At 42.6% G+C, this 23,084-nt stretch carries 24 protein-coding genes; 9 read left to right on the top strand and 15 right to left on the bottom strand.

Annotated elements, in window-relative coordinates:
- Positions 1-12: 12 nt before the first annotated feature.
- The 5 genes from CYLST_RS14230 to rsfS form a co-directional block, all read right to left on the bottom strand.
- Positions 13-495 carry a group I intron-associated PD-(D/E)XK endonuclease gene (locus tag CYLST_RS14230; RefSeq protein WP_015208418.1) on the bottom strand — a complete coding sequence of 161 codons (483 nt, stop codon included), beginning with the start codon at positions 493-495 and terminating at the stop codon, positions 13-15.
- 29 nt (positions 496-524) lie between these two features.
- A complete protein-coding gene (locus CYLST_RS14225) occupies positions 525-1,439 on the bottom strand; it encodes a hypothetical protein (protein ID WP_015208417.1) in 915 nt (304 codons plus the stop codon).
- Positions 1,440-2,001: 562 nt separating this feature from the next.
- Complete coding sequence (locus tag CYLST_RS14220; RefSeq protein WP_015208416.1) at positions 2,002-2,955, bottom strand: asparaginase; 954 nt, start codon at positions 2,953-2,955, stop codon at positions 2,002-2,004.
- Between the two features lie 275 nt (positions 2,956-3,230).
- Positions 3,231-3,731, bottom strand: a complete 501-nt coding sequence (locus CYLST_RS14215; RefSeq protein WP_015208415.1) for a CGLD27 family protein — start codon at positions 3,729-3,731, stop codon at positions 3,231-3,233.
- Complete coding sequence (gene rsfS / locus CYLST_RS14210) at positions 3,728-4,189, bottom strand: ribosome silencing factor (protein ID WP_015208414.1); 462 nt, start codon at positions 4,187-4,189, stop codon at positions 3,728-3,730. Before rsfS ends, CYLST_RS14215 begins: the two co-directional genes overlap by 4 nt.
- A gap of 94 nt (positions 4,190-4,283) precedes the next feature.
- Here rsfS and CYLST_RS34530 point away from each other — a divergent pair, with 94 nt between their 5' ends.
- The gene (locus tag CYLST_RS34530; protein ID WP_157162585.1) at positions 4,284-4,541 is read left to right on the top strand and encodes a hypothetical protein; all 258 of its coding nucleotides are present in this window, start codon (positions 4,284-4,286) and stop codon (positions 4,539-4,541) included.
- A 6-nt stretch (positions 4,542-4,547) separates the two neighbouring features.
- Here CYLST_RS34530 and CYLST_RS34525 read toward each other — a convergent pair whose 3' ends face one another.
- Together CYLST_RS34525 and CYLST_RS14205 are read right to left on the bottom strand one after the other, a co-directional pair.
- Entirely contained in the window at positions 4,548-4,724 is a 177-nt protein-coding gene (locus tag CYLST_RS34525) for a hypothetical protein (RefSeq protein WP_157162584.1), read from the bottom strand.
- Positions 4,725-4,779: 55 nt separating this feature from the next.
- The gene (locus CYLST_RS14205) at positions 4,780-5,829 is read right to left on the bottom strand and encodes an anti-sigma factor antagonist (RefSeq protein WP_015208413.1); all 1,050 of its coding nucleotides are present in this window, start codon (positions 5,827-5,829) and stop codon (positions 4,780-4,782) included.
- 200 nt (positions 5,830-6,029) lie between these two features.
- Here CYLST_RS14205 and CYLST_RS14200 point away from each other — a divergent pair, with 200 nt between their 5' ends.
- Positions 6,030-6,827, top strand: coding sequence for a 7-carboxy-7-deazaguanine synthase QueE (locus CYLST_RS14200; RefSeq protein ID WP_015208412.1), 798 nt, complete (start codon positions 6,030-6,032; stop codon positions 6,825-6,827).
- Between the two features lie 233 nt (positions 6,828-7,060).
- On the opposite strand, the gene CYLST_RS14195 is transcribed toward CYLST_RS14200, so the two are convergent.
- Both CYLST_RS14195 and CYLST_RS14190 read right to left on the bottom strand, forming a co-directional pair.
- A complete protein-coding gene (locus CYLST_RS14195) occupies positions 7,061-7,705 on the bottom strand; it encodes a DUF3318 domain-containing protein (protein WP_015208411.1) in 645 nt (214 codons plus the stop codon).
- A gap of 77 nt (positions 7,706-7,782) precedes the next feature.
- Complete coding sequence (locus tag CYLST_RS14190) at positions 7,783-8,340, bottom strand: hypothetical protein (RefSeq protein WP_015208410.1); 558 nt, start codon at positions 8,338-8,340, stop codon at positions 7,783-7,785.
- A 220-nt stretch (positions 8,341-8,560) separates the two neighbouring features.
- Here CYLST_RS14190 and CYLST_RS14185 point away from each other — a divergent pair, with 220 nt between their 5' ends.
- From CYLST_RS14185 to CYLST_RS14160, 6 genes are all read left to right on the top strand, one after another.
- The gene (locus CYLST_RS14185; RefSeq protein ID WP_041233655.1) at positions 8,561-9,640 is read left to right on the top strand and encodes an amino acid ABC transporter substrate-binding protein; all 1,080 of its coding nucleotides are present in this window, start codon (positions 8,561-8,563) and stop codon (positions 9,638-9,640) included.
- A 64-nt stretch (positions 9,641-9,704) separates the two neighbouring features.
- Entirely contained in the window at positions 9,705-10,607 is a 903-nt protein-coding gene (locus tag CYLST_RS14180) for an amino acid ABC transporter permease (protein WP_015208408.1), read from the top strand.
- 39 nt (positions 10,608-10,646) lie between these two features.
- Positions 10,647-11,795 (top strand): amino acid ABC transporter permease, encoded by a 1,149-nt coding sequence (locus tag CYLST_RS14175; protein ID WP_015208407.1) that lies wholly within the window; start codon positions 10,647-10,649, stop codon positions 11,793-11,795.
- Between the two features lie 218 nt (positions 11,796-12,013).
- Positions 12,014-12,754: an amino acid ABC transporter ATP-binding protein gene (locus CYLST_RS14170; RefSeq protein WP_015208406.1), complete on the top strand. Its 741-nt coding sequence runs from the start codon at positions 12,014-12,016 to the stop codon at positions 12,752-12,754.
- A gap of 203 nt (positions 12,755-12,957) precedes the next feature.
- Positions 12,958-13,980 (top strand): hypothetical protein, encoded by a 1,023-nt coding sequence (locus CYLST_RS14165; RefSeq protein WP_015208405.1) that lies wholly within the window; start codon positions 12,958-12,960, stop codon positions 13,978-13,980.
- A 40-nt stretch (positions 13,981-14,020) separates the two neighbouring features.
- Complete coding sequence (locus CYLST_RS14160; RefSeq protein WP_015208404.1) at positions 14,021-14,821, top strand: phospholipase D-like domain-containing protein; 801 nt, start codon at positions 14,021-14,023, stop codon at positions 14,819-14,821.
- A 22-nt stretch (positions 14,822-14,843) separates the two neighbouring features.
- Here the strand turns inward: CYLST_RS14160 and CYLST_RS14155 are convergent, their stop codons facing one another.
- The 6 genes from CYLST_RS14155 to CYLST_RS14130 form a co-directional block, all read right to left on the bottom strand.
- Positions 14,844-15,065 carry an AbrB/MazE/SpoVT family DNA-binding domain-containing protein gene (locus CYLST_RS14155; protein ID WP_015208403.1) on the bottom strand — a complete coding sequence of 74 codons (222 nt, stop codon included), beginning with the start codon at positions 15,063-15,065 and terminating at the stop codon, positions 14,844-14,846.
- Between the two features lie 143 nt (positions 15,066-15,208).
- Positions 15,209-16,612, bottom strand: a complete 1,404-nt coding sequence (locus CYLST_RS14150) for a ferredoxin:protochlorophyllide reductase (ATP-dependent) subunit N (RefSeq protein ID WP_015208402.1) — start codon at positions 16,610-16,612, stop codon at positions 15,209-15,211.
- 152 nt (positions 16,613-16,764) lie between these two features.
- Positions 16,765-17,526, bottom strand: a complete 762-nt coding sequence (locus tag CYLST_RS14145; RefSeq protein WP_015208401.1) for a DUF5331 domain-containing protein — start codon at positions 17,524-17,526, stop codon at positions 16,765-16,767.
- Between the two features lie 29 nt (positions 17,527-17,555).
- Positions 17,556-18,422, bottom strand: a complete 867-nt coding sequence (bchL, locus tag CYLST_RS14140) for a ferredoxin:protochlorophyllide reductase (ATP-dependent) iron-sulfur ATP-binding protein (RefSeq protein WP_015208400.1) — start codon at positions 18,420-18,422, stop codon at positions 17,556-17,558.
- A gap of 572 nt (positions 18,423-18,994) precedes the next feature.
- Positions 18,995-19,249: a TIGR02450 family Trp-rich protein gene (locus tag CYLST_RS14135; RefSeq protein WP_015208399.1), complete on the bottom strand. Its 255-nt coding sequence runs from the start codon at positions 19,247-19,249 to the stop codon at positions 18,995-18,997.
- A complete protein-coding gene (locus CYLST_RS14130) occupies positions 19,246-19,623 on the bottom strand; it encodes a hypothetical protein (protein WP_015208398.1) in 378 nt (125 codons plus the stop codon). Before CYLST_RS14130 ends, CYLST_RS14135 begins: the two co-directional genes overlap by 4 nt.
- A 791-nt stretch (positions 19,624-20,414) precedes the next feature.
- On the opposite strand from CYLST_RS14130, the gene clpB reads away from it, so the two are divergent.
- On the top strand, positions 20,415-23,033 hold the full coding sequence (gene clpB, locus CYLST_RS14125; RefSeq protein WP_041233107.1) for an ATP-dependent chaperone ClpB: 2,619 nt from the start codon (positions 20,415-20,417) through the stop codon (positions 23,031-23,033).
- Positions 23,034-23,084: the final 51 nt, after the last annotated feature.

Below are 23,084 nucleotides of genomic sequence, written 5' to 3'. Positions count from 1 at the left end.
TTCCAGAATAGATCAAAACTCTACTTGAACGAGTTCGACGGGGGAACAGACACAATTTTCTTTACTTGTAGATGTTTGTAAGATTAACTCCCAAGCATTTCGATATTGTGCTGAACGCGGTTTCCGCTGTCGTTTTTCAGTTTCAACAAGGTGTATTTCGCTACCGTAGTCTATGAATACGTCTACCGGGAAGATATAAAACAGGTCAAGATTTTCTATATAGACTAAAGCAAAATCAAAGTCTGCTGGCTTATAGGCTTCTCGAATCATTATCCGCCGATTGGTTTTGGTGCGGCGATTATCTACCACATAATTACCCGAAGGTTCATCAAACCAAGCATATTTAACTTGGATTTTTACTAGAGTTCCCTCTACATCAAATGCTAAATCATAAGGTAGTCTATCACCAACAGTTTTCAAAACTCCCCAACCACGCTTTAAAGCATGAAGAACCGCCGCTTGTTCTGCTATGTCTCCTTTAAGTTTTGTGTCCATCTGCAAAATAAAAATGGTTAATGTGTTTCTTACTTAGAAGTATTAATAATTGTATTTATTATATTTTCTACAGCATTTTCTTGAGTCAACATATTCTTTAAATGCAAACTATTTATGATGATAATATCCATTCTGGCGAAAATATCTCTTTTGCCATTTAACATAATATCAACTATGTCTGATACCGTAGGTTGAAGGTGTCTGGGTAAAGGATATTCATAAAATATAAATGGCTCTTTTTGTAAATTAACTTCATCAAAATTTATTTCTCCTCGACTAGGATCTACATCTTGCGGATCAAAACTACACGAATAAAGGTTTGCTGTGGTTACAATACATGGAATAAATGTTTTTATACGGTACTTCAATTGAGATGTTAACTGTTTCCTCTGTAATTCAAAGGCTAAATTTGTTTCTTCACTCCATATAGCTTGAGTGGCCACTGCTACTTGATTAGATGCTTCTGTTACAGCATGATTGGATGTCTTAGTTCTTTGTGTTTCGGGGGTCTTTTTAGATGTATAGTTACCACGAGATTCTCTAGCTTCATTGAAAAAATTTACTAGGCTAGTTTCCTGCAAAGCAGACATATATGATTGAATATTTTCCTGATTCCTTATTATACGAGAAACAAGGTTTCTTCTGGAATTGTTTCCTCTTTTAGGAAAAAATATCCAGTCAACAAAGTCTGGATTATTCTTTTTACATTCTATTAAAAAAGCATAAACTTCATCTTGATTAGATAATTCAACCCATATATCAAGTGCGCTTTCTTTACTTTTCAAAGAATTACTCTGAAGAGGAAACTCTACCGGATAGTTAGTTGATACTACATTACAACCGGGTACAGACTGAAAAATATCCGCACACCATTGTTCAAAAAAAGTTCCATGTATATTGAGAGAATGAATTGTCCATTCACTATCGGTTTGTGGGTTAACCATGAATTTATCTCATTTTTTAGAAATTCAATTGTGGATGGATTACATCCCAGTGTATTTATACGTAAAAATGTCTTGTTACAAATTATATTAACACAGCAATAATTGACAACTGTATAAAATAGGTGAATTATCATCAGCATAAAATAAAACCCCGCAATCCGTTAAGATTACAGGGTTTCATTTTTGATTTGGTGGCGGGAAGTGGATTTGAACCACTGACCTTCGGGTTATGCTTACCAACTACAACTTTCGTTGCCTGGATCAACCAGTTTGTGGTCTGGACTGTCCCTTCACCCTCGTCATTAACGTTAGGGTGTCTGCCTTCCAGTCTCTACACCTTCCTCATTTCTGAGGCTTGGTTCGGGATTACCGCGCTATTGGCTTCCCCGAGTTTGACAGATAAACGCATATAAGTTTCTTTATATGCCGCCCACTGTGAAGTTAACTGATAAGCGTTTAGTTAATTTCACCGTTGAGCCCGACGAGCTACCAGGCTGCTCTATCCCGCGTTGCTTTCGTCTCTCGACTTCCTTAATATAACTCGAAGTCAAAAGTTTGTCAACTACAAAAGCGATAATTCTCCAATTACCTCTAAACGCTTGTATTTCCCCAAGCTCATGAACTTTTCTGACAGCCTTTGGGCGATGCTGGGAGTAATCCAGCCCATTTGCTGGAGCAGGTGGATGGCTACGGCATATTTTGCCCGCTTGGCTCCATCCATGACTTTAATGGCTAATCCCATACCCTCACCGAGCCTACCAATGCACTGCACTCCTTCAGCGCCGGCTTTGCTTACCAGTTCCCCTGGAGTTAAGCGCATCAATTCCGTGTCAAATTCCCCTTCTCCTGCCACCAAGACTGGGTGATGAGTCATGGCACGGACAATGCGTTCCATATCCAAGTTAGTGCTAGAGGCTAGCAGGGCATACAAAGACGCCATTTGACTGAGTTGCATGAGATATGTGGGTGCGCCGCAGTCATCGTGAGCGGTGAGAAATTCCTCCGCAGGCATTCGCAACAATTCTGCTACTTTGCCGAGAATTAACTGCTGGATCGGGTGTTTGCGTTCCAAGTAGTTGTTCAGAGGCCAATGGCGCTGCTGACAAACAGCTAACATCCCGGCGTGTTTACCAGAGCAATTGTATTCCAGAGGGCTGCGCTTGCCTTGAGGAATTGGGCATTGAAGTGCGGTTGGGTCAAGATCGGTTCGCCACAGGATGTTAAATACCTGTCTTACCTGCTCTATAGCTCCCTTGTGGGAACTGGTAATAATTGCCAAATCGCGATCGCTGAGTTCGTAACGTTCCAGTGTGCCTGTGGTGGTGACTGCAAGTGCCTGGAATGGTTTGAGCGCCGAACGGACAAATGCGGCAGTTTCCGAGTTGCCGGCAACAGACAGAACCCGTCCCCGTTCGTCGCAGACAACAGCTTGGACTGTATGCCTAGATTCTATAATCCCTTCCCGTAGCAGCCTGACTTCCAGTGCTGCGGCCTGAGTTCGTTTTCCCATTGTCATGGGTGAAAATTCATCACTTTTTAATGAGTTGTCAGTTGTCAGTTGCCAGTTGTCAGTTGTTTTTTCTTAAGCGCGGATCACTGTAAGGACTGGGTAACCCCCTACTGACCAATGACTAAATTAAAACAAATGCCAAACTATAGTGCCAATAAAAGACATTTTCCCATTGTCAGGGGTGAAAATGCATCATTTTTTTATGAATTGTCAGTCGTCAGTTGTTTTTTCTTAACCACTGACCACTATACGGACTGGGTAACCCCGGCCCTAATGACTAATTAAAACAAATGCCAAATTATAGTGCCAATCAGAAATATTCCTGCCAAGCCAGCAAAGGTAATTTGTAGGCGTTGGAGAATAGGTTTAATGGAGTATGTGACAATCAAGCGATCGCGTGTGAGGACAGACTCTGGCTTTGTCCAAGTTTGACCGTCATACCAGCCTGACTCTTCATAAAATACCGTGGAGCTGTAGAGGCGACCGCGCACGTAAAACCAACCCAAATACAACCGCACCAGCGCTAGCACTACCCCGACACTCGCTCCTGCGGCAGCACAAAGAATAAAATGGGAAATATACTTGTGTGGGGGAAAACTTGCCGCTGCTACAGGCCCTGCCAATAGCCACGATAATCCCCAGATCCAAAGTATTTTCCTGATATACTCCCCCCAATTTAAGGTGCTATCACGAAACAACCAAGAGGTTTTTAACTCTTCGTACTCATTGAGTGGTTGTTGTTCTGTGGGAACTGGGCAATTTGGAACTGAGGACTGAATCATTTTGGCTTACCCCCGCTGTCATCGGAGTTTGGCAGCTCCAGGCGTTCTGCATGCACCCAGAAAGCTTCTAAATTATAAAACTCCCTTTCCTTTGGCATCATGATGTGAACGATCACATCGCCGTAGTCTTGTAGCACCCAACTTCCCTCAGCTTTTCCTTCTGTTCTGAGGGGGCGCCGTTGCCACTCACTTTCGACTTGTGCCTCAATCGCTGCGGCGATCGCCCTTACCTGTACCCGAGAATAGCCAGTCATGATCACAAAGTAGTCAGACAGGTAAGATACATCTCCTACATTGAGCAACAAAATCTCACCTGCTTTGCGGTCTGATGCAGCTTCGGCGATGGTTAAAGCTAATTTTCCGCTCACCTCTTCGGTTTGCGCCAGTGGGCTTCTCACCGTATTCTTAGTCAGAGGGATAGATTGTAATGGGAAGTTTCCTTGGAAATAATCAGTCATTAAACCTCAGGTGCTTTCTTCCTCTTGTAACAACTCTCAACATTTACTTAAAAAACAACAGACAATTGAACTGCAATTGTATGAATAGGTTTTTTTGAATACTAACAAAAAAATAGGTGTCTATGGGGCTGGTTTGATAATTAGCTATTCAGATTTCGTTTTCTTGCAAGCGATCATCGGGGGCGAATCGTGTAGAGATGATTCTGCCAATGGGTTTTCAGCCGGGATTTACAGCAGCCCCCTAAATCGGGATTTATCGCTACATCCGGCTTCTAGGCTTTCAGATAAAAATAAGCTGCTAAACATCAAAATACAACACAGCATCCTCATAGTTGGTCTACCTAAAGACTGATTGGTATCAGCGCTGGTTATATTTCTTCACCAAAAAGGTCGCCAGCACACTGCCTAGATCAACAAATAGTAGCGATCGCTTCCGCGCCATCGCGCGAGCGGGCATGGTGGAGGCTTGCTGGATACAGCAAGCCTCGGCAACATACGTACTATCTGGGCAGGAGCGCCCTCGTCTTTCGGACACGCTTGGGCGTTCTCCCAATCACTAAAAAGTGGGCCGAGTGCCCATCGCCATCTGGCTAAACAGCACCACTATTTCTGTTAAATAGAATGGCTACGGTTTTGAAAATCAGCTTTAAATCGTAGACTAAGCACCAATTTTTTTGATACTGCAAATCCAGGCGAATCACATCTTCAAAACTACGTACTGTCGAGCGACCATTCACTTGCCATTCACCAGTCATACCAGGTTTAACATCTAAACGTTGCCACTCTGGTACTTCATAGCGTTCCACTTCGTCAGGTGTGGGTGGTCTGGTACCAACTAAACTCATTTCTCCTTTGAGGACGTTCCAAAATTGTGGTAGTTCATCCAGGCTAGTTCGGCGCAAAAATCGCCCTACCCGCGTAACTCTAGGATCGTCCTCATTTTTGAAGAAGGCACCTTGCACTTGGTTTTTAACTTGGGATTTTTTGGCTTCTGCATCCACACACATGGAGCGGAATTTCCAAATCGGAAACCGCTTCCCCATCCAACCACACCGGGTTTGACGAAAGAAAAGGGGACCGGGATCGTCGATTTGAATAGCGATCGCAATGGGAATAATCAGAATTCCTGTAATGACTAAACCGACAATTGACCCAACAATGTCGATGAATCGTTTCATCCAAGATGCTACCGAAGGATGAGTCTGGGGTAGCGGCTCTACTTTCCGGGAGTTACTCTTACGGCTATCTACAGAGTTATTTGCTTCTGTCGGCGGTGCGCTGCTAAGAGAATCAATCGGTAAAACCTGATCCAATCCCGTAAGGTTTAGCACTGCCATCACCTGGGGGGTAACATTCCGCAGTCTAAAGGCGATCGCTTTTTCCTGGGCAATTTTTAAATTACTCACCAAGGCCCCTAAACCACTACTATCCATAAAAGTAGTTTGCTGAAAATCAATGATAATTTGCCCTGGAGGTGAATCGGCTTGGGTTAAGTTTTGGCAGGTTTGCTTAAAACCTACAGCTTCAAGCACGCTCAACCGCTTAGACACCTGCACTATTACCGTGTCATTTAGGTAAGTAACTGGAAAATCTGCCTCTGTGGGTTGGCTGCTCATGAAGCTATGCACTTTAGTTGCCATCTAAAATCTAATCGGCCATTCATCATTTTGTCCTAAAAATTACCTAACCTCATGTAGAATCGGTAGGGATCATAACCAATTGCTAGTTGCTAGCAATGAGATTAGAGATCGCTGGTAACGGTTCACAATAGAACAAGAAGCCAAAAAACATCCTTGTTGTTGTGTTATGCCGACACGGCGCATCGCGTTGCTATCATCATATGATTGCTAAAACTACAGTTAAACCTACCGCACGCCTGGTTGAAGTCTTTTCTGCCATTCAAGGGGAAGGACTGAATGTCGGGACACGTCAGATTTTTATTCGCTTTGCTCTTTGTGACTTGCGCTGTCACTTTTGCGATAGTGCCCACACTTGGAATGCACCCACTACCTGTAGAATCGAGCGCTCCCCTGGATTACGGGACTTTGAAATTCACTCTAACCCCGTCCCACTACCCATATTAATCGAATGGGTTGAAAGACAAAATCTTCCTTGTCTACACGATAGCATTAGCTTAACTGGGGGCGAACCACTTCTGCATGCTCCATTTCTGGAGCAATTTCTACCTGAAGTCCGAGCTATTACGGCTCTACCGATATATCTGGAAACCGGTGGACATCGCCCAGAACAATTGGCGGTGATTCTCCCCTACCTAGATTCTGTGGGTATGGATTTAAAATTGCCCAGTGTCAGCGGCGAAAGTTATTGGCCAGAACATGCAAAATTCCTCCAACTATGCTTTGATTCACATTTAGATGTTTTTGTCAAGATAATTGTCTCGCAAAAAACTGACCCCAGTGAGTTGGAACGTTCAGCTTTGTTAGTCGCAGGAATAAGTCAGGATATCCCCATATTTTTACAACCTGTGACGCCGTTGGTGGCAGCGGAACAATTTAGCCAAATACCTGTGAAAGCTCCAACTCCTGACCAAGTTTTAGTTTGGCAAGCTTTGATGAAACGGTTTGTCAAGCAAGTGCGCGTCATACCCCAGACACATAAAATGCTGAACCAGATGTAAAAGTTTTTGCCAACTTGTAGTTTCACGAAGATGTGCTCAAAAAAAAACCAAATTCGCTGAATTTTTGATGTTAAAGCTAGCAGTGAAGAGTTGAGGAAGTTTTTACCACCAGCCAAAGTATTTAAACCTACGGTAACTGCTGGGCTAATGCTGCTGGGTTTGAGTGCTTTTAGGCTTTGCGGTATCTCTTGGCGCTGGGGTGGGAAATCCCCACCCAAACTACTTTTTGCTGGCTACAATCCGCCATCATCGATCGGCTTGGATTTAGCTTTTGCTTTATTGGCACTACGCTTGAGGGCAGAAAGCCGTGCTTCATATCGCGATCGCTGGCGTTTGCTAGGAGTATTTTCCACCAAAGTTTTTAAGGCACTGCCCAAACTCTTATAGGCGTTGGGGAGGCTATAACCAAAACGAGTTGCTAAGGCGATCGCTTTCTCGTCAGCATCAAGAATTTCTTTGAGTTGCTTGTCTCCATTATTCTTCTGATACAGTCGCCAGCCGGAAACACCACACAAGGCCAAAGCTAACACCAGCAGCAATCCATCCTGTACCCACAACTCACCAACAGCACCACCTAAACCGATCGCCAGTGCCGCCATTTCCCAACCATCTTTGGGAATCGTGTCATTTTGAACGCGAGCAACTTCGTGCCAGAACAGCAGATTACGCTGATCCATTGCGAGGGCATCCCATTTCACCAAGTCAATTTGAATTTCTACCTGGTCTTTACCAATTTCTTCGCAGCGGATCAGGGGTGGATTGACCTCAGTTGTGCCTTCTACCGTGACCCAACTCTGCAATTCTGGCGGTAGTAAGCCTTTCAACCGCCGGAGTTCACTCATTTCCGCTTTGGCAGAGGAGGTTGCATAGGATGTCATAAAATCCAGCCCTAAAAAATTTCAGTATATAGTGAGGGTATCACTTTGGAGTATAGCGATTTCAGTGATGATCCGCCTCACTCGTTGGGAAAACTTCCCCGCTTTTTCCGAGCTTCCATTGCCTTCTCTAGCAGTTCTAGCAATCCCGGCGCTTCTTCCTGAATAGTGAGTAACAGTCTTTCCCCAAGTTCTACATTCCCCGGATCAATACCTGTTTCCATCACCTCTTTCAGGCGGGGCATGGCTATACTATCAACAATCTGAATTAATCCACTCAGACAACGGTTAAATTGTCTTTCTGTAAGAATTGAGTCTTCTAGGGGAAACTCTATAATCGCCCGAATTTCGCCATCGGCTGGGTCATACTCCCATTGCAGCATTTTGGTTTCCCAAGAAATGGCCAGCATTGTCTGTAGAATCGCTCCTTTGTTGGGATGCTCTTGAACTCCAGACAAAACTTGAGGTGCAAATACCCGGAAAAATTTTCCCTCCTCATCTAGCTGGACAACTATCAGAAAATCCTCTAGATTATCAGCTTCCACACCTGTGATAATCCGGTCTTCTTCATCATCAAAACGGTAGTCCCATCCAAGGTTGTCTAAGTACTTGGCTATCTGTGTCAGATTAGCTCCCATAAAAGCCTCATAAGGAACGGTGGAGCGGCTGTTACCAGACCTAGTTTAACCTGCTAGTGGCAGTTCCTGAGGTTGGAGCGGCTACTTCTGGACATCTAGAAGCCTAAAGGAAAATTCAGCACAGATGCTCAAAAAGTTTTATATTACGAGCATCTACTTGCTTTTACATAATTATCGTATTGATCAATACATTTATTCTCGTCGATTGTCCGTGAAGCGTATGCATAAATCAGCGTTAATTCTAGCGATTGCCCCCCTAATCTTTACACTCGGCGCTTGTGGTGGCGACTCAGGAAAAACAACAAATACAGTTAGTAATCCAGGTAATACTCCAGGTACACAAGTAACTCGAAACCTTTGGGACACAGTTAAAAGCCGTGGTAAGTTAATTTGCGGCGTCAGCGGTGAATTACCAGGGTTTAGCTTTGTGGGTCCTGACGGCAAATACAGTGGACTCGACGTGGATGTTTGTCGGGCTGTAGCAGCGGCTGTATTTGATAACCCAGATGCCGTAGAATATCGCAATCTCAATGCTAAAGAGCGGTTTACAGCCTTGCAAACTGGGGAAGTAGATATTCTCAGCCGCAACACTACTTGGACATTAAGTCGCGACACCTCCCAAGGTTTGGATTTTGCCCCTGTAGTCTTTTACGACGGTCAAGGGGTTATGGTTCGCAAAAATAGCGGCATTAAGTCCCTAGCCGACCTGAAAAACAAAGCTATCTGCGTTCAAACTGGTACGACAACAGAACAGAACTTAGCAGACCAAATGCGGAAACGGGGCATCACCTACAAACCTGTTGTCTTTGAAGACGTTAACATTACCTTTGCTACCTATTCAGAAGGGCGTTGTGATGCGATTACCACCGACCGTTCAGGGTTAGTCTCGCGGCGCACAACTCTACTTAAACCTGACGATAACGTGATTCTTGATGAAGTCCTCTCCTCAGAACCTCTTGCACCAGCAGTTGCCAAAGGGGATAGTAAGTGGAGTAATGCTGTGAAGTGGGTGGTTTATTCCCTGGTAAAAGCCGAAGAGTTAGGGATTAATTCCCAAAATTTGGCGCAGTTCGCCAGCAGTAATGACCCAGATATCAAGCGCTTTTTGGGAACAGAAGGCAACCTCGGTGAGGGACTCGGCTTGACAAAAGACTTTACGGCTAGAGTCGTCAAACACGTTGGTAACTATGGCGAAGTTTACGATCGCAATCTTGGAGCCAAAACAAAACTCAATCTAGCTCGCGGTCAAAATCAACTCTGGTCAAAAGGCGGATTACTCTATTCTCCTCCATTCCGGTAATTGGGAGACAAAGAGGACTTGCTAAGGGGCACAATCGAGACTAATGACCAATGACTAATGACTAATGACTAACAATCGCTTTTGGCAAATTACCGCACAACTGATTGCCGTATTTTTAGCAGCAGTTGTGGTAACACTACTGTGGGGAAATCTCAACCGCAATTTGCAGCAATTAGGCATTCAGTTAGGATTTGATTTTCTCCAGCAGCAAGCGTCTTTTGACATTGGCGAAACCCTGATTGCCTACAAACCGACTGATACCTACAGTCGCGCCTTGTGGGTGGGGTTAATTAACTCCTTGCGGGTGGCGCTGCTGGGAATCTTTCTGACGACAATTGTCGGCATAAGTGCGGGAATCGCCCGCCTGTCTGATAACTGGCTAGTGCGGAATATCACAGTACTTTACATAGAGATTTTTCGCAATACGCCCTTACTGCTGCAATTGCTGTTTTGGTACTTTGCAGTTTTCCTGAGTTTTCCTGCCTCAGAAAATAAAGTCTCGCTTTGGGGGTTGGGCTACTTAAGTCAAAATGGTCTAGAACTTCCTTGGTTTACCTTGTCTCCAGAGTTTTCGGCTTTGCTGCTAGGGTTGACTTTTTACACTGGTGCGTTCATTGCAGAAATTGTGCGCGGTGGAATTCAATCAGTGTCGAAGGGACAATGGGAAGCTGCGCGATCGCTAGGACTAAAACCAGGGTTGGTGATGCGGCTGGTGATTTTTCCCCAAGCCTTACGAGTGATTATTCCACCACTCACCAGTCAGTATCTGAATTTGACCAAAAATTCCAGTTTAGCGATCGCGATCGGCTACCCTGATGTTTATTTTGTCGCCTCCACCAGTTTTAACCAAACCGGGAGAGCAGTAGAAATCATGTTACTAATTATGCTCACCTATCTCACCCTCAGCTTAACCATTTCTCTAATCATGAATTTATTCAATCACGCCGTGCAAATTCAGGAAAGATAAGCAGATTCAAAATTTAAAATAGAAAACAGTTAATGACTAATGAATTCAAAATTATCATGGTTACGTAAAAACCTATTCAGTACTTGGTACAACAGCTTATTAACACTTATCTGCTTAGTATTCTTATTTTGGGTAGTGCGGGGAGTTTTCACCTGGGCACTTTATCAAGCACAATGGGCAGTAATTCAAGTTAATTTACCTTTATTTTTAGTGGGGAGATATCCCAAAGAGTTATATTGGCGCCTTTGGATTGCACTAGCAATTACTGCAACTTTAAGCGCTATGAGTTGGGGGGTATTTTCACCAAATCAGAATTTAACAAAGCGCACTATTGCAATTTATGCTTTGACTGTCGGCGGTTTATTATTTATTTTACCTGTACCGTTGGTTCCTCGCCTTTGGTTACTGCTAATTGCAGTTTTACTGTTTGCAGGTTTTTGGATGGCGAAAAACCTTACTAAGTTAATCACTCCCTGGCTTCCCCTAGGATGGTTATTATCTTTTCCCATCATGTTGTGGTTGATAGGTGGTGGTTTTGGCTGGGAATCTGTCTCGACAAATTTGTGGAACGGTTTGCTGCTTACCCTACTAATGGCAGCAGTGAGTATTGTACTTTCCTTTCCCATTGGCGTTTTACTGGCTTTAGGAAGAACTAGCAATTTACCCGTAGTCCGTTGGTTTTCTATCCTTTACATTGAAATTATCAGAGGAGTACCACTAATTGGAATTTTATTTCTCGCTCAAGTCATGTTACCGTTATTTTTACCAACAGAAATACGTTTAGATCGAGTACTGCGGGGAATCGCCGGACTCGTGTTATTTAGTGCTGCTTACATGGCAGAAAACGTGCGCGGTGGACTTCAAGCAATCCCACGGGGACAAATTGAAGCAGCGAAAGCATTAGGATTAAATACAGTTTTAGTAATAATTTTAATTGTTTTGCCTCAAGCTTTACGCGCTGTTATTCCCGCACTTGTAGGACAGTTTATCGGCTTATTTAAAGATACCTCACTTTTATCTCTAGTGGGATTAGTGGAACTTACAGGAATTGCCCGTTCTATCTTGGCGCAGCCCCAATTTATCGGTCGTTATGCAGAAGTATATATATTTATTGGGTTCATTTATTGGCTATTTTGTTACTCGATGTCTTTTGCTTCTCGGCGGTTGGAGAGGCAGTTAAGTAATTAGTTTTTATTCGTTTATAAACGATGTATAACAATCCTATTTTATTTGTGAACGCGAACAGCTTGCCGTAGGCATAACAGTATTTTTTAAACTAACCGCTCCAGACGCAGAGGGCGCAGAGGTAGAGAAAAAAGAGACGTTAATATCTTATTTAGGAGCGATATATTTTTAAACTAACTGCAAAGAAATAAATAAAATTAATTATTTGGAGGTTTAAGCCTGTGTCTGAACAAAGCCCGATAATTGTTGCTGAAGATGTCCACAAATGGTATGGTAAATTTCACGCCCTTCAGGGTGTAACTTTAACAGTGAATCGTGGAGAAGTTGTAGTGTTAATGGGCCCCTCTGGTTCAGGTAAATCTACTTTTATCCGCACATTTAACGCTTTAGAAGAATACCAAAAAGGGAAAATTACCATTGATGGTATTACTCTCAGCCATGACTTGCGAAATATTGAAACGATTCGCCGTGAAGTGGGAATGGTATTTCAGCAGTTCAATTTATTTCCCCATTTAACAATTCTAAAAAATATCACTTTAGCGCCAATTTGGGTGCGTAAATTGCCAAAAGCAAAAGCCGAAGAATTGGCAATGCAACTTTTAGAAAGAGTGGGAATCTTAGAACAAGCACAGAAATATCCAGGACAGTTATCTGGTGGACAGCAGCAACGAGTTGCGATCGCCCGCGCTTTAGCCATGCAACCGAAAATTATGCTGTTTGACGAACCCACCTCAGCCTTAGATCCAGAGATGGTAAGGGAAGTATTGGATGTAATGCAAAATCTCGCCAGTGATGGAATGACAATGGTAGTCGTTACCCACGAGGTCGGATTTGCCCGTGAAGTCGCCGATCGCGTAATTCTCATGGATAGCGGTTCCCTCGTTGAGTCAGCCACCCCAGAAACCTTTTTCACCAACCCCAAAGAAGAAAGAACACGCAAATTTCTATCACAAATTCTCTAGAAAAATGCTGTTATCAAGCTATCAAATTGAACTTTAGAGCAACATAAATAATTAAAGGTTCGTAGTGAGGGCTTCAGCCCTCAAAGTAGGGATAATTTCATTTTTTACCGAATGGCCTTACAAAAAAAAAGAACGCACTTTATAGTGCAATATACTTATTGCTTGGCATGACGCTGCTGAAATTTTGACCACTATAAAAAACTATGGAAACAGTTACAGCTACTTTTTCAATTCCAAACTGGATCGAAGATGGTTTGAAAAATCTCACATACGAACGTTATGGAGGTGTTATTCGTGATTCAAAAACAAAATCCATAGTTGCTATGTTACGCGAAACAACACCTAATCTTAGACAAACTGGAACAATACTTTTTCAATTTGGATCAGTTGCCAGTGTTTTGAATTTAGGTGTTTCAGTCATAGGATTTGCTATAGTCATTAAGCGCTTAGGTGAAATTGAACAACAGGTAAAAAAAGTACAGAAACATACCAAGGAACTTAATCTTAAACTTGACTTGGCTGTTTATTCTAATTTCCATGCAGCCCTTGGTTTAGCCCGTGATGGTTTTACAATGAATAAGCCTGAAAATCGCGTTAATATGACAAATTTAGCTATCAATCGATTTTTAGAAGCCCAATATATTTATGCTGGTTATTTTGAGAAAGCATTAGAAGAAAATATTCAAGTTGCTGATGAGTATCTTAAATCATTATTTTTAAGTTATGTAGCTAGAGTGCGTTGCTATTTAGAATTGGAGGAAACTCATACTGGACTGCTTTGTTTACAAGAAGGTGCAGAGTTTCTTTATGAGAAAGTATGTAGATATGTTTATAATATGTTGCCTTTTCTTGAAGAAGAAGAACGAAATTATTTGTATAAAAAATACTTAAATTTATTTCCCCCATCAATTATTACTCCTCCTTCTGTAAGCGTTAATATTGCTGATGTAATCACAATAGCAGCAGCATTTACCCCATTAGTACCGATGCTAGGAAGTTTAGAGAAGAATTATGATCAGGAAAGTAAAATGCAATTTCCTCAAGCATTGGAAAAAATTGAGATTATAATTGAAACTAATAATCGCTTTGAATCTTACCAAATAGAAATAAAAGCAATATCCCAAATAGGAATTAGCTTTCATGAATGGTTACAGTTAAAATCTTCTACAGAGACTCAACCAGAAGATGCAGAATTAATGTATATCATTCCTTCTCAGGCTTTATAATAAGGATATCAATTATCACAAACAATTTTAGGTAAAAGCAGTGAATCTTTCAGAATTTGCAATAGATCAACTTAAAACAATAGTAGCTGGTGAACATGAATTAACAAAAACGCAGTATAAGACAGGTAGGGATTTAGTTGATTTTTTTAACTCATTTGGTGAAAGGGATACTTATGATCAGGTTTTCAATGACCCTTCTAATCGTTTCTATTCTAGACCACTGTTTGTTGTTGATAAATTGAAAAAATTAAACGGTACAAAGAGCATCAAAAATATTATTGAGAAAATTGTCAATGATGACAATAATGATAAAAGAGTAGTTGCGGATAAACTAAATGAAATTATTAAACCGGATAATTATTTTTTAGAAGAAATAGATGGTACTTATACAGTAATAAGCCAAGATAACTATGATGAAGATATAAAAATAGAAGCTTCTTTTGAAGAGAATCAAACAAAAATTGTTGAAGAAATAAGCAAGGCTAAATTCATTATATGGGTAGCTGTCGCTTGGTTTACAGATGACGTTTTATTTAGAAAGCTAATAGAGAAGAAAAAACAAGGTATTAATGTTCAAGTGATTATTATTGATGATGATATTAATAGCACCTTGAATTTTGAAGAACATTTTGAAATTTATAGGATTCCTAAAACTCCAAAATTTGCTAACATGATGCATCATAAGTTCTGTGTAATTGATTTGTGTACTGTCATAAATGGCTCTTATAATTGGACTAAAAAGGCTCAATTTAATTGTGAAAATATTACGATATTTAATAGTAGACAATTAGCAGAGGAGTTTGCGAATGAATTTATTTGCTTGAAATCACTAAAAAATTAAATTTCAATTAGAGATAAAGTTATTAAAAGTTTATATCTTCAAGAGTCTTAGGCTTATCGTAATATTTTAAACAACCTGCCACATCATCTAATTTAGTTTCTGGAAAAGGATTCTTAGGCTTTAACAAAATCCCATCACCCATATCAATAATTACAAATTCCTGACCAGCATTCCAATGATGAGATTCCCGTAAAGATTGGGGAATAATTACTTGTCCTTGAACAGATAATTTTGTGACTTCCATAACTTTAAAATCTTAAAAACATAACACTAATCCAACAATTCTAACATTCCTCTTCTCTCCGCGCCTCTGCGCCTCTGCGTGAGACAATAAAAAAGGACGAACTCAAAAGCCCGCCCTTAATATTCTCGAAAAAAACCAAAAATCTAAATCTTCGCTTCTTCCCTTACCAACTTATCCCAACCTAAATCCTTCAAATTGTTATTCCGACGCAGCGGACGAGTTACCAATTCAAGAACATCACGGGCATTAGTAAAACCGTGAATTTGAGCAAAAGTGAACTCCACAGACCACTTAGTATTAATACCCCTTGCTTCCAGAGGGTTAGCATGAGCCATACCAGTAATAACCAAATCTGGCTTCGACTCATAAATTCGCTGAATTTGATTGTAATTATCTGGCTTTTCGACAATTGTTGGTAGAGGTGAACCCATTTCCTGACAAGTCTTTTCTAGCAAAGCCAACTCAGCAGCTTGATAACGCTTATCCATGTAGGGAATGCCGATTTCTTGAACCGTCATTCCGCAACGCACCAAGAACCGTGCGAGGGAAACTTCCAGCAAATTATCACCCATGAAGAATACAGACTTACCGCGAATCAGTTTGACATATTCTTCCAAACCTGCCCAAATTTGCGCTTCCCGTTCATCTAAACCTTGGGGTGTAATACCGAACACAGAGCAGATTTTCTCAATCCAAGCGCGGGTGCCATCGGGGCCAATGGGGAAGGGTGCGCCTATTAGTTTACATTTGCGGCGACGCATTAAAGTTGTAGCAGTGCGGCTGAGGAAGGGATTGACACCAGCGACATAATACCCTTCTTCGATGACTGGCAGTTCAGTGAAGCGCTTTGCAGGTAGCCAGCCGGAAACTTTGATACCTTGTCTCTTCAATTCCAAAGTTAACTGGGTCACCACGGGGTCAGGAAGAGAACCGAAGAGAACTAGGGGTTTATGATCTACATATTCAGATTCATCTTGGGCTACTTCTTCTTTTTTCTTGCCGAAGTTAAGCAGCTTTTGAATGGCGTTGCGCTCGTTTTTGTCTGTTTCTGACACCGGTGCCTTTTCGGGACAACGATTAGCCATAGCGGCTAACACAGTGTCCTCTCCTTGGGTAAATGCGTAGTCTAAACCGTTGGCACGAGCAACTACGATGGGAATACCAATTTCGGATTCTAACTTGGGTGCCAAACCTTCCAAGTCTGTTTTAATAATTTCTGTGGTGCAAGTGCCTATCCAGACGATTACACTAGGATTGCGATCGCGCTTAATTTGCTCACACAAGCGCTTTAACTCTTCATAATCACTCAGTTGTGCCGAAATATCCCCTTCTTCCAACTCTGCCATTGCATAGCGGGGTTCCGCAAAAATCATCACCCCCATCGCGTTTTGCAGGAAGTAGCCGCAAGTTTTTGTCCCAATCACCAAAAAGAAGCTATCTTCAATTTTTTGGTATAACCACGCCACGCAGCTAATGGGGCAAAAGGTGTGGTAATTCCCAGTTTCACATTCAAAATTTAAAGCTTCTGGTTGTTGAGCGACAGTCATTTTGGTTTTTCTCCCATTGATATTTAAAGCTAACAAGGCAGGTGGATATAGCTCTGACATCTAGGGGAAAATTAGTTTTTCCCCTAAACCGCCATGATGCGTGGTATATGACACCAGCCAGCCATCCCTAGATTCAACAGGAATGGCAATAATTAAGAATTGGGGAAGAGACGAGCAATTTCTGATTCGTCAAAAACGCCAGAAGGCAGTTCTTCCCCCAAAAAGTCATTATTCTCTTCAGCCTTTTGCAGCGAGGTTTCATCACCCCAAACATCCGACAACACATCGCTAAACGCGTGTTCTTCTGTTGTATTCAGTTCTGCAAGTACCTCGTCATCTAGATTCCCTTCAGTCACAGTCGGGGTGTCAAAAGAAATTTCGCCAAACTCATCCGCCATTTCTAGATTAAGCGACTCATCAGACTCATCTATTGAGTTGTGCCCGTTGGATAAGGAAATCTCGCCCAAATCATCTGCGGTTTCCTGTAACTCGCTGACCACCAAGTCTTGTGGATCTTCATCCTCCTCAAAACCAGGCAAAGGGTGATTAGTCAATGTTTCATCTTCGGGGGCGTCATCAATGAGCACTGCCGACTTATACTCATAAGTCTCTGTTTCTACTTTGGGAATGAAGCGGTTACCGAGAGCGATGTCTGGGTCAAAATTTAACTCCAACACCTCAATCAGGGTATCGGCGTCAGGATTCAGTTTGGCAAAAGGAAACATTAGCTGCGCTAGCTTGGGTTCCAGCGCATTGACAACTCCCAGGATGAGGAAAGAAGGTGGTCGCTTTCCGCCATCAGGGGTATAAACTGATTCCACTTCCATTTGCAGGGAAATCCAGTCGCGATTCACCTGAAAAAATTGCAACCACTTTTGTTTGATCGAATCGGTAAAACTTTGAAAGAAAGCCATAGCATCCCCCATCCTGAGAACTAAATGATTTATACAATCATCAAGTCTAATTCCTCTTCTGCATTAGTAACCTGGGGTTTACTCGGATTTAGATAAAAATCAGATAACAAAGAAAACAACTCACGGTCTGGGGTATCGTTCGGAACGACACCTTCGGGACGAGCCAGAATTTGGTCGGCGATGCTGAGGTAGTAATCGCAAACGTAGTCTAGAGAAGGATCTGACTCTGCCATTTCAAACAAAGTTTTGCCCTTCACGCGGGAAACACGTATATCTTCAATTAAAGGTAATACTTCGAGTACTGGCATCGGCACAGCTTCGATATATTTTTCAATCAAGTCCCGCTTGGAAGTGCGATTACCAATTAACCCAGCTAGACGTAGTGGGTGAGTCCGTGCCTTTTCGCGCACTGAAGCAGCAATCCGATTGGCAGCAAACAAAGCATCAAAGCCGTTGTCTGTAACAATCAGGCAGTAATCTGCATAGTTGAGAGGTGCGGCAAAACCGCCACAAACTACGTCACCCAACACATCAAACAGAATTATGTCGTACTCATCGAAGGCGTTGAGTTCCTTAAGTAATTTAACGGTTTCGCCGACTACATAGCCACCGCATCCAGCGCCGGCAGGAGGTCCACCAGCCTCAACGCAATCAACACCGCCATAGCCTTTGTAAATTACATCTTCTGGCCAGACATCTTCGTAGTGATAGTCTTTTTCTTGCAGGGTGTCGATAATCGTCGGAATCAAAAACCCGGTGAGGGTGAATGTGCTGTCGTGTTTGGGGTCGCAGCCAATTTGCAGGACTTTTTTGCCACGTTTGGCTAGAGCGACGGAGATGTTACAGCTAGTTGTGGATTTGCCGATTCCACCTTTTCCATAAACTGCTAGTTTCACTGTGTTTGCCTCTTATAGTTTTTTTATCAAACTGGTGGCTCAAACATTTGCCTTCACCTAGGCTGATTTGGCGATGCGTGAGGTCTGTGAATGTCATTATTGGCCAAATCGCCAGGAAAATAAAGGGGTTGTAAATCTGTCCAATAGTCTGAGATGGTGAATTATAAATTCAGTTAGCTATATTTGCAGTTTTTTCAGCTTAAAAGCCTGATTAGTCATAAAAATTCTTATAAAAATACTTTTAACATCAACTTAACTAAAATTAGTTACAAAAGACAAAATGCTGTAATTACCTTTTTTCAATGGTTTCCATAGAAGTAGCTGACCTTAAACAAGGATATTTGCTAGCCCAGAGGCTGATTGCTAAGATGAAGGGAGGGATTGTCGGCCCTATGCCGTGAAAAGCAGTTTAACCTTCTACAGCACATGAATTGGCAGTCTGGAGTCAAATGCCCGGATTAACTAGGTACTGCTTATTCCTGAATTACTTATTAGTTTGTAAATAAATATTAAATTAGCCAATATTTGGCTAAAATTTATTCCCCAGCCCCTGAAGGGGAGACTTGCGGGTATCAGGAAACTTCACCTTCGATGGCGGCGATTTCCTGTAATGTTTGCCAGCCTGCTTGCCACTGAGAACTGTCTTGTAATAATTTGGCATTCAGCCAGAAGCGGACATTAGGGTCACAGGCAGCAACCATTTCTGCGTACACCCATTTACCCTGATTTTTGCGGTTGACTACTTGGAAATGTCGCCAACCATCAACTTTTTGCTGTGCTGTCCACTTAGAACCGACTAGATAAGGAAATTTTGGCTTTTTGGTCATTGGTTATTGGTCAAATTACTGTTACGGTCGAAAGTCTGACAATCTAACTTGCCATCTTGCTGGATACATAAGGCAAAACTTTTGATCTGGCTCCAACAACCGTTAATGTTGTTCAGAATTTTGTGCTTTTTTTTAGAAAGGCGTTGCCGGACTGCCTCATTTGGGCAGAGAATCTCTAAAATGCCGGTACCATCTTCATAATCGACGATGCGAAAAAGACAGTCTTGCAACATAGCCCGGCTGCTACTGTCAAAAAACCGCTTAAATCGCTGTAGCTTTTCCCCTTCAGTCATTTTGCTGACGGGATTCATTTTAAATAAATCCTCATTTTCAAAGTCAAAGTCATCATCCTCAAAGTCGTAAGGGTCAATCATGTTCAGCTTCCACTATGCGACTTGGATTTATCGTAACTCTGGATGAGGTGATGGGGTGATGGGGGGTTTGGGGAATCCTGGACAAAACTGGACAAAAGAGCTAAAAATATATTCGCTACGCTAGTAAACCCTGCCCGGTAGGGAAACAAAGTAATTAATTTAGCAAAATTCGTTAACGCAACTTTACAGTATATATTAAATACATGCTGACAACAGTATGCTGAGATTACACTGAGTAGCGAAAATTGCCGTCTACTACAGATATACTCTGCGGACCTTTGCGCTTACCTCTGGGTGCCTCTGCGTTAAAAAAGATTTCTTTCCCTGGCTTGGCGTTAAAACTTTTTATAACAAAGCCGTTGGATTATACATATACAATAGCAGAAAAAATCAAGGTGTCAATATCAATGGCTGAAAAAACCTAAACCCGTCAAATTATTGATTTTATTGTCAATAATCTTGAGAATAAAGCAGCTTATTGAGAAAAATTGGAGAAAGTGAGAATTTTCCGAAAAACTTCATTTAAAAAACTTATATGCGGCCAAGAAACTGCTGCGTTTCTCAGACTGGAATTTATCCGGTTCGGGGGTGAGTTCGTGTGGTTTTTGGCAGGGTAATACTACTCTATAAAGATGTGATCACCGATCCAGCTAGTCGCTCGCTTCTTTTTACAATGACGCTATAAGAACAAAACCAACTCTTGTTCTATCTGCGAGGGACACTTGGCTCAAAGGAGGTTTCCTCGCGCCAGTATCCGCCTCTTTGCGTCGGTCGTGGTTTCTCTAAAGCCTATGCAACCTACTAATCCAAACAAGTTTACAGAAAAAGCCTGGGAAGCGATCGCGCATACCCAAGATGTTGTCAAACAATACCATCAGCAGCAGATAGAAAGCGAACACCTGATGAAAGCGCTGCTGGAACAAGATGGTCTAGCCAGTGCGATCTTCACTAAAGCGGGTGCGAACGAGCAAAAAGTGCGCGATCGCACCGACCAATTTCTCCGCCGCCAGCCAAAGGTATCCGGTAGCAGCAGTTCCGTTTATTTAGGAAGGAGTCTAGATACACTTTTAGACCGGGCTGACGCCTATCGCCAGGAATTTAAAGACGAATATATCTCCATTGAACATTTAGTGCTGGCTTATGCCAAAGATGACCGCTTTGGTAAAGGTTTATTCCAAGAATTTGGTTTAGACGAAGGCAAGCTGAAGAATATTATTAAACAAATTCGGGGGAGCCAGAAAGTGACCGACCAAAGCCCAGAAGGTAAATACCAATCACTGGAAAAATATGGGCGCGACCTCACAGAAGCTGCTCGCAAAGGTCAACTTGATCCAGTGATTGGGCGGGATGACGAAATTCGGCGGACGATTCAAATTCTCTCTCGCCGGACAAAAAATAATCCTGTGCTGATTGGTGAACCGGGTGTAGGGAAAACTGCGATCGCTGAAGGACTAGCACAGCGCATCGTTGCTGGTGATGTTCCCCAGTCGCTGAAAGACCGGATGCTGATCTCTTTAGATATGGGCGCTTTGATTGCGGGGGCAAAATTCCGGGGTGAATTTGAAGAACGCCTGAAAGCAGTATTAAAAGAAGTTACGGAATCTGGCGGCAATATTGTTTTATTTATTGATGAAATTCACACCGTAGTCGGTGCAGGTGCGACTCAAGGGGCAATGGATGCCGGTAACTTGTTAAAACCGATGTTGGCCCGGGGTGAGTTACGCTGTATTGGGGCAACAACTTTAGACGAGTACCGCAAGCATATCGAAAAGGATGCGGCGCTAGAACGACGCTTCCAGCAGGTTTATGTAGATCAGCCGAATATCGAAGATACGATTTCGATTTTGCGCGGGTTGAAAGAACGTTATGAAGTCCACCACGGGGTAAAGATTTCTGATAGTTCTTTGGTGGCGGCTGCTACCTTATCCAGCCGCTATATTAGCGATCGCTTTTTACCAGACAAAGCCATCGACTTGGTAGACGAAGCCGCCGCTAGACTGAAAATGGAGATTACCTCCAAACCCGAAGAACTCGACGAAATCGACCGCAAAATCTTGCAATTGGAAATGGAGAAGCTTTCTTTGCAAAAAGAAAGTGATGTCGCTTCTCGTGAACGCCTAGAAAAAATCGAAAAAGAACTGGCGGATCTCAAAGAAGAACAAAGAACCCTGAGTTCACAATGGCAATCTGAAAAAGACATCATCAACAAAATTCAGTCTGTTAAAGAAGAGATTGACCGAGTTAACCTAGAAATTCAGCAAGCCGAAAGAAACTACGACCTCAACCGGGCGGCAGAGTTGAAATATGGTAAACTAACAAGCCTGCATCGTCAATTGGAAGCCGTAGAAGCTGAACTTACACAAGCCCAAGGATCTGGTAAATCACTTTTGCGGGAAGAAGTCACAGAAGCCGATATTGCCGAAATTATATCTAAGTGGACGGGGATTCCCATCAGCAAATTGGTGGAATCAGAAAAAGAAAAATTACTGCATTTAGAAGATGAACTACACCGCCGTGTCGTCGGACAAGCTGAAGCAGTCACAGCGGTAGCCGATGCCATTCAGCGATCGCGCGCTGGACTTGCTGATCCTAATCGTCCCATTGCGAGTTTTGTTTTCCTTGGCCCCACTGGTGTCGGTAAAACCGAACTAGCCAAAGCCCTAGCGGCCTATATGTTCGACACAGAAGAGTCCTTGGTGCGGATTGATATGTCGGAGTATATGGAGAAACACACAGTTTCTCGCCTCATCGGTGCGCCTCCGGGATATGTGGGTTATGAAGAAGGCGGACAATTAACCGAAGCGATTCGCCGTCGTCCCTATGCTGTGATTCTCTTCGACGAAATCGAGAAAGCACACCCCGATGTGTTTAATATTTTCCTGCAAATTCTCGATGATGGTCGGGTCACCGATGCCCAAGGTCATACGGTGGACTTCAAGAACTGTATCATCATCATGACTAGCAATATCGGTTCACAGTACATTCTGGATATTGCCGGGGATGATTCCCGCTATGATGAAATGCATCGTCGGGTGATGGAGGCGATGCGAAATAGTTTCCGTCCAGAGTTCCTCAACCGGATTGACGAAATTATCATCTTCCACAGCTTGCAGAAATCAGAATTGCGGCGGATTGTGTTGTTGCAAGTGGAAAGACTGCGGCAACGATTAAGCGACCGCAAAATGTCCCTCAGGCTCTCGGATGCGGCTCTTGACTTTTTAGCAGAAGTAGGATATGATCCTGTTTTTGGAGCGCGGCCACTAAAGCGAGCAATTCAGCGAGAGTTAGAAACTCAAATTGCCAAAGCTATCTTGCGCGGCGAATTCAATGACGGCGACACCATCTTTGTGGATGTGCAAAATGAACGCCTTTCCTTCAGCCGCTTACCCATAGAAGTGTTTACTGGTTAATTAAACTCAAAGCCTTAGATCCCCGACTTCTTAAAGAAATCGGGGATATTG

This window comes from Cylindrospermum stagnale PCC 7417 (assembly GCF_000317535.1).
GTDB lineage: Bacteria > Cyanobacteriota > Cyanobacteriia > Cyanobacteriales > Nostocaceae > Cylindrospermum > Cylindrospermum stagnale.
The sequence above is the reverse complement of the archived record's forward strand: the minus strand, read 5'-3'. Positions and strand labels throughout refer to the sequence as shown.

Coding starts and splice junctions, on each gene's coding strand:
- CYLST_RS14205 (WP_015208413.1), bottom strand. CDS start 5,829: ATGGCAACTAAAGTGCATAGCTTCATGAGCAGCCAACCCACAGAGGCA.
- CYLST_RS14215 (WP_015208415.1), bottom strand. CDS start 3,731: ATGATTCAGTCCTCAGTTCCAAATTGCCCAGTTCCCACAGAACAACAA.
- CYLST_RS14165 (WP_015208405.1), top strand. CDS start 12,958: ATGGAAACAGTTACAGCTACTTTTTCAATTCCAAACTGGATCGAAGAT.
- CYLST_RS14195 (WP_015208411.1), bottom strand. CDS start 7,705: ATGACATCCTATGCAACCTCCTCTGCCAAAGCGGAAATGAGTGAACTC.
- CYLST_RS14230 (WP_015208418.1), bottom strand. CDS start 495: ATGGACACAAAACTTAAAGGAGACATAGCAGAACAAGCGGCGGTTCTT.
- CYLST_RS14185 (WP_041233655.1), top strand. CDS start 8,561: ATGCATAAATCAGCGTTAATTCTAGCGATTGCCCCCCTAATCTTTACA.
- CYLST_RS14150 (WP_015208402.1), bottom strand. CDS start 16,612: ATGACTGTCGCTCAACAACCAGAAGCTTTAAATTTTGAATGTGAAACT.
- rsfS (WP_015208414.1), bottom strand. CDS start 4,189: ATGACTGATTATTTCCAAGGAAACTTCCCATTACAATCTATCCCTCTG.
- clpB (WP_041233107.1), top strand. CDS start 20,415: ATGCAACCTACTAATCCAAACAAGTTTACAGAAAAAGCCTGGGAAGCG.
- CYLST_RS14145 (WP_015208401.1), bottom strand. CDS start 17,526: ATGGCTTTCTTTCAAAGTTTTACCGATTCGATCAAACAAAAGTGGTTG.
- CYLST_RS14220 (WP_015208416.1), bottom strand. CDS start 2,955: ATGACAATGGGAAAACGAACTCAGGCCGCAGCACTGGAAGTCAGGCTG.
- CYLST_RS14155 (WP_015208403.1), bottom strand. CDS start 15,065: ATGGAAGTCACAAAATTATCTGTTCAAGGACAAGTAATTATTCCCCAA.
- CYLST_RS14200 (WP_015208412.1), top strand. CDS start 6,030: ATGATTGCTAAAACTACAGTTAAACCTACCGCACGCCTGGTTGAAGTC.
- CYLST_RS14180 (WP_015208408.1), top strand. CDS start 9,705: ATGACTAACAATCGCTTTTGGCAAATTACCGCACAACTGATTGCCGTA.
- CYLST_RS14175 (WP_015208407.1), top strand. CDS start 10,647: ATGAATTCAAAATTATCATGGTTACGTAAAAACCTATTCAGTACTTGG.
- CYLST_RS14190 (WP_015208410.1), bottom strand. CDS start 8,340: ATGGGAGCTAATCTGACACAGATAGCCAAGTACTTAGACAACCTTGGA.
- CYLST_RS14225 (WP_015208417.1), bottom strand. CDS start 1,439: ATGGTTAACCCACAAACCGATAGTGAATGGACAATTCATTCTCTCAAT.
- CYLST_RS14130 (WP_015208398.1), bottom strand. CDS start 19,623: ATGATTGACCCTTACGACTTTGAGGATGATGACTTTGACTTTGAAAAT.
- CYLST_RS14135 (WP_015208399.1), bottom strand. CDS start 19,249: ATGACCAAAAAGCCAAAATTTCCTTATCTAGTCGGTTCTAAGTGGACA.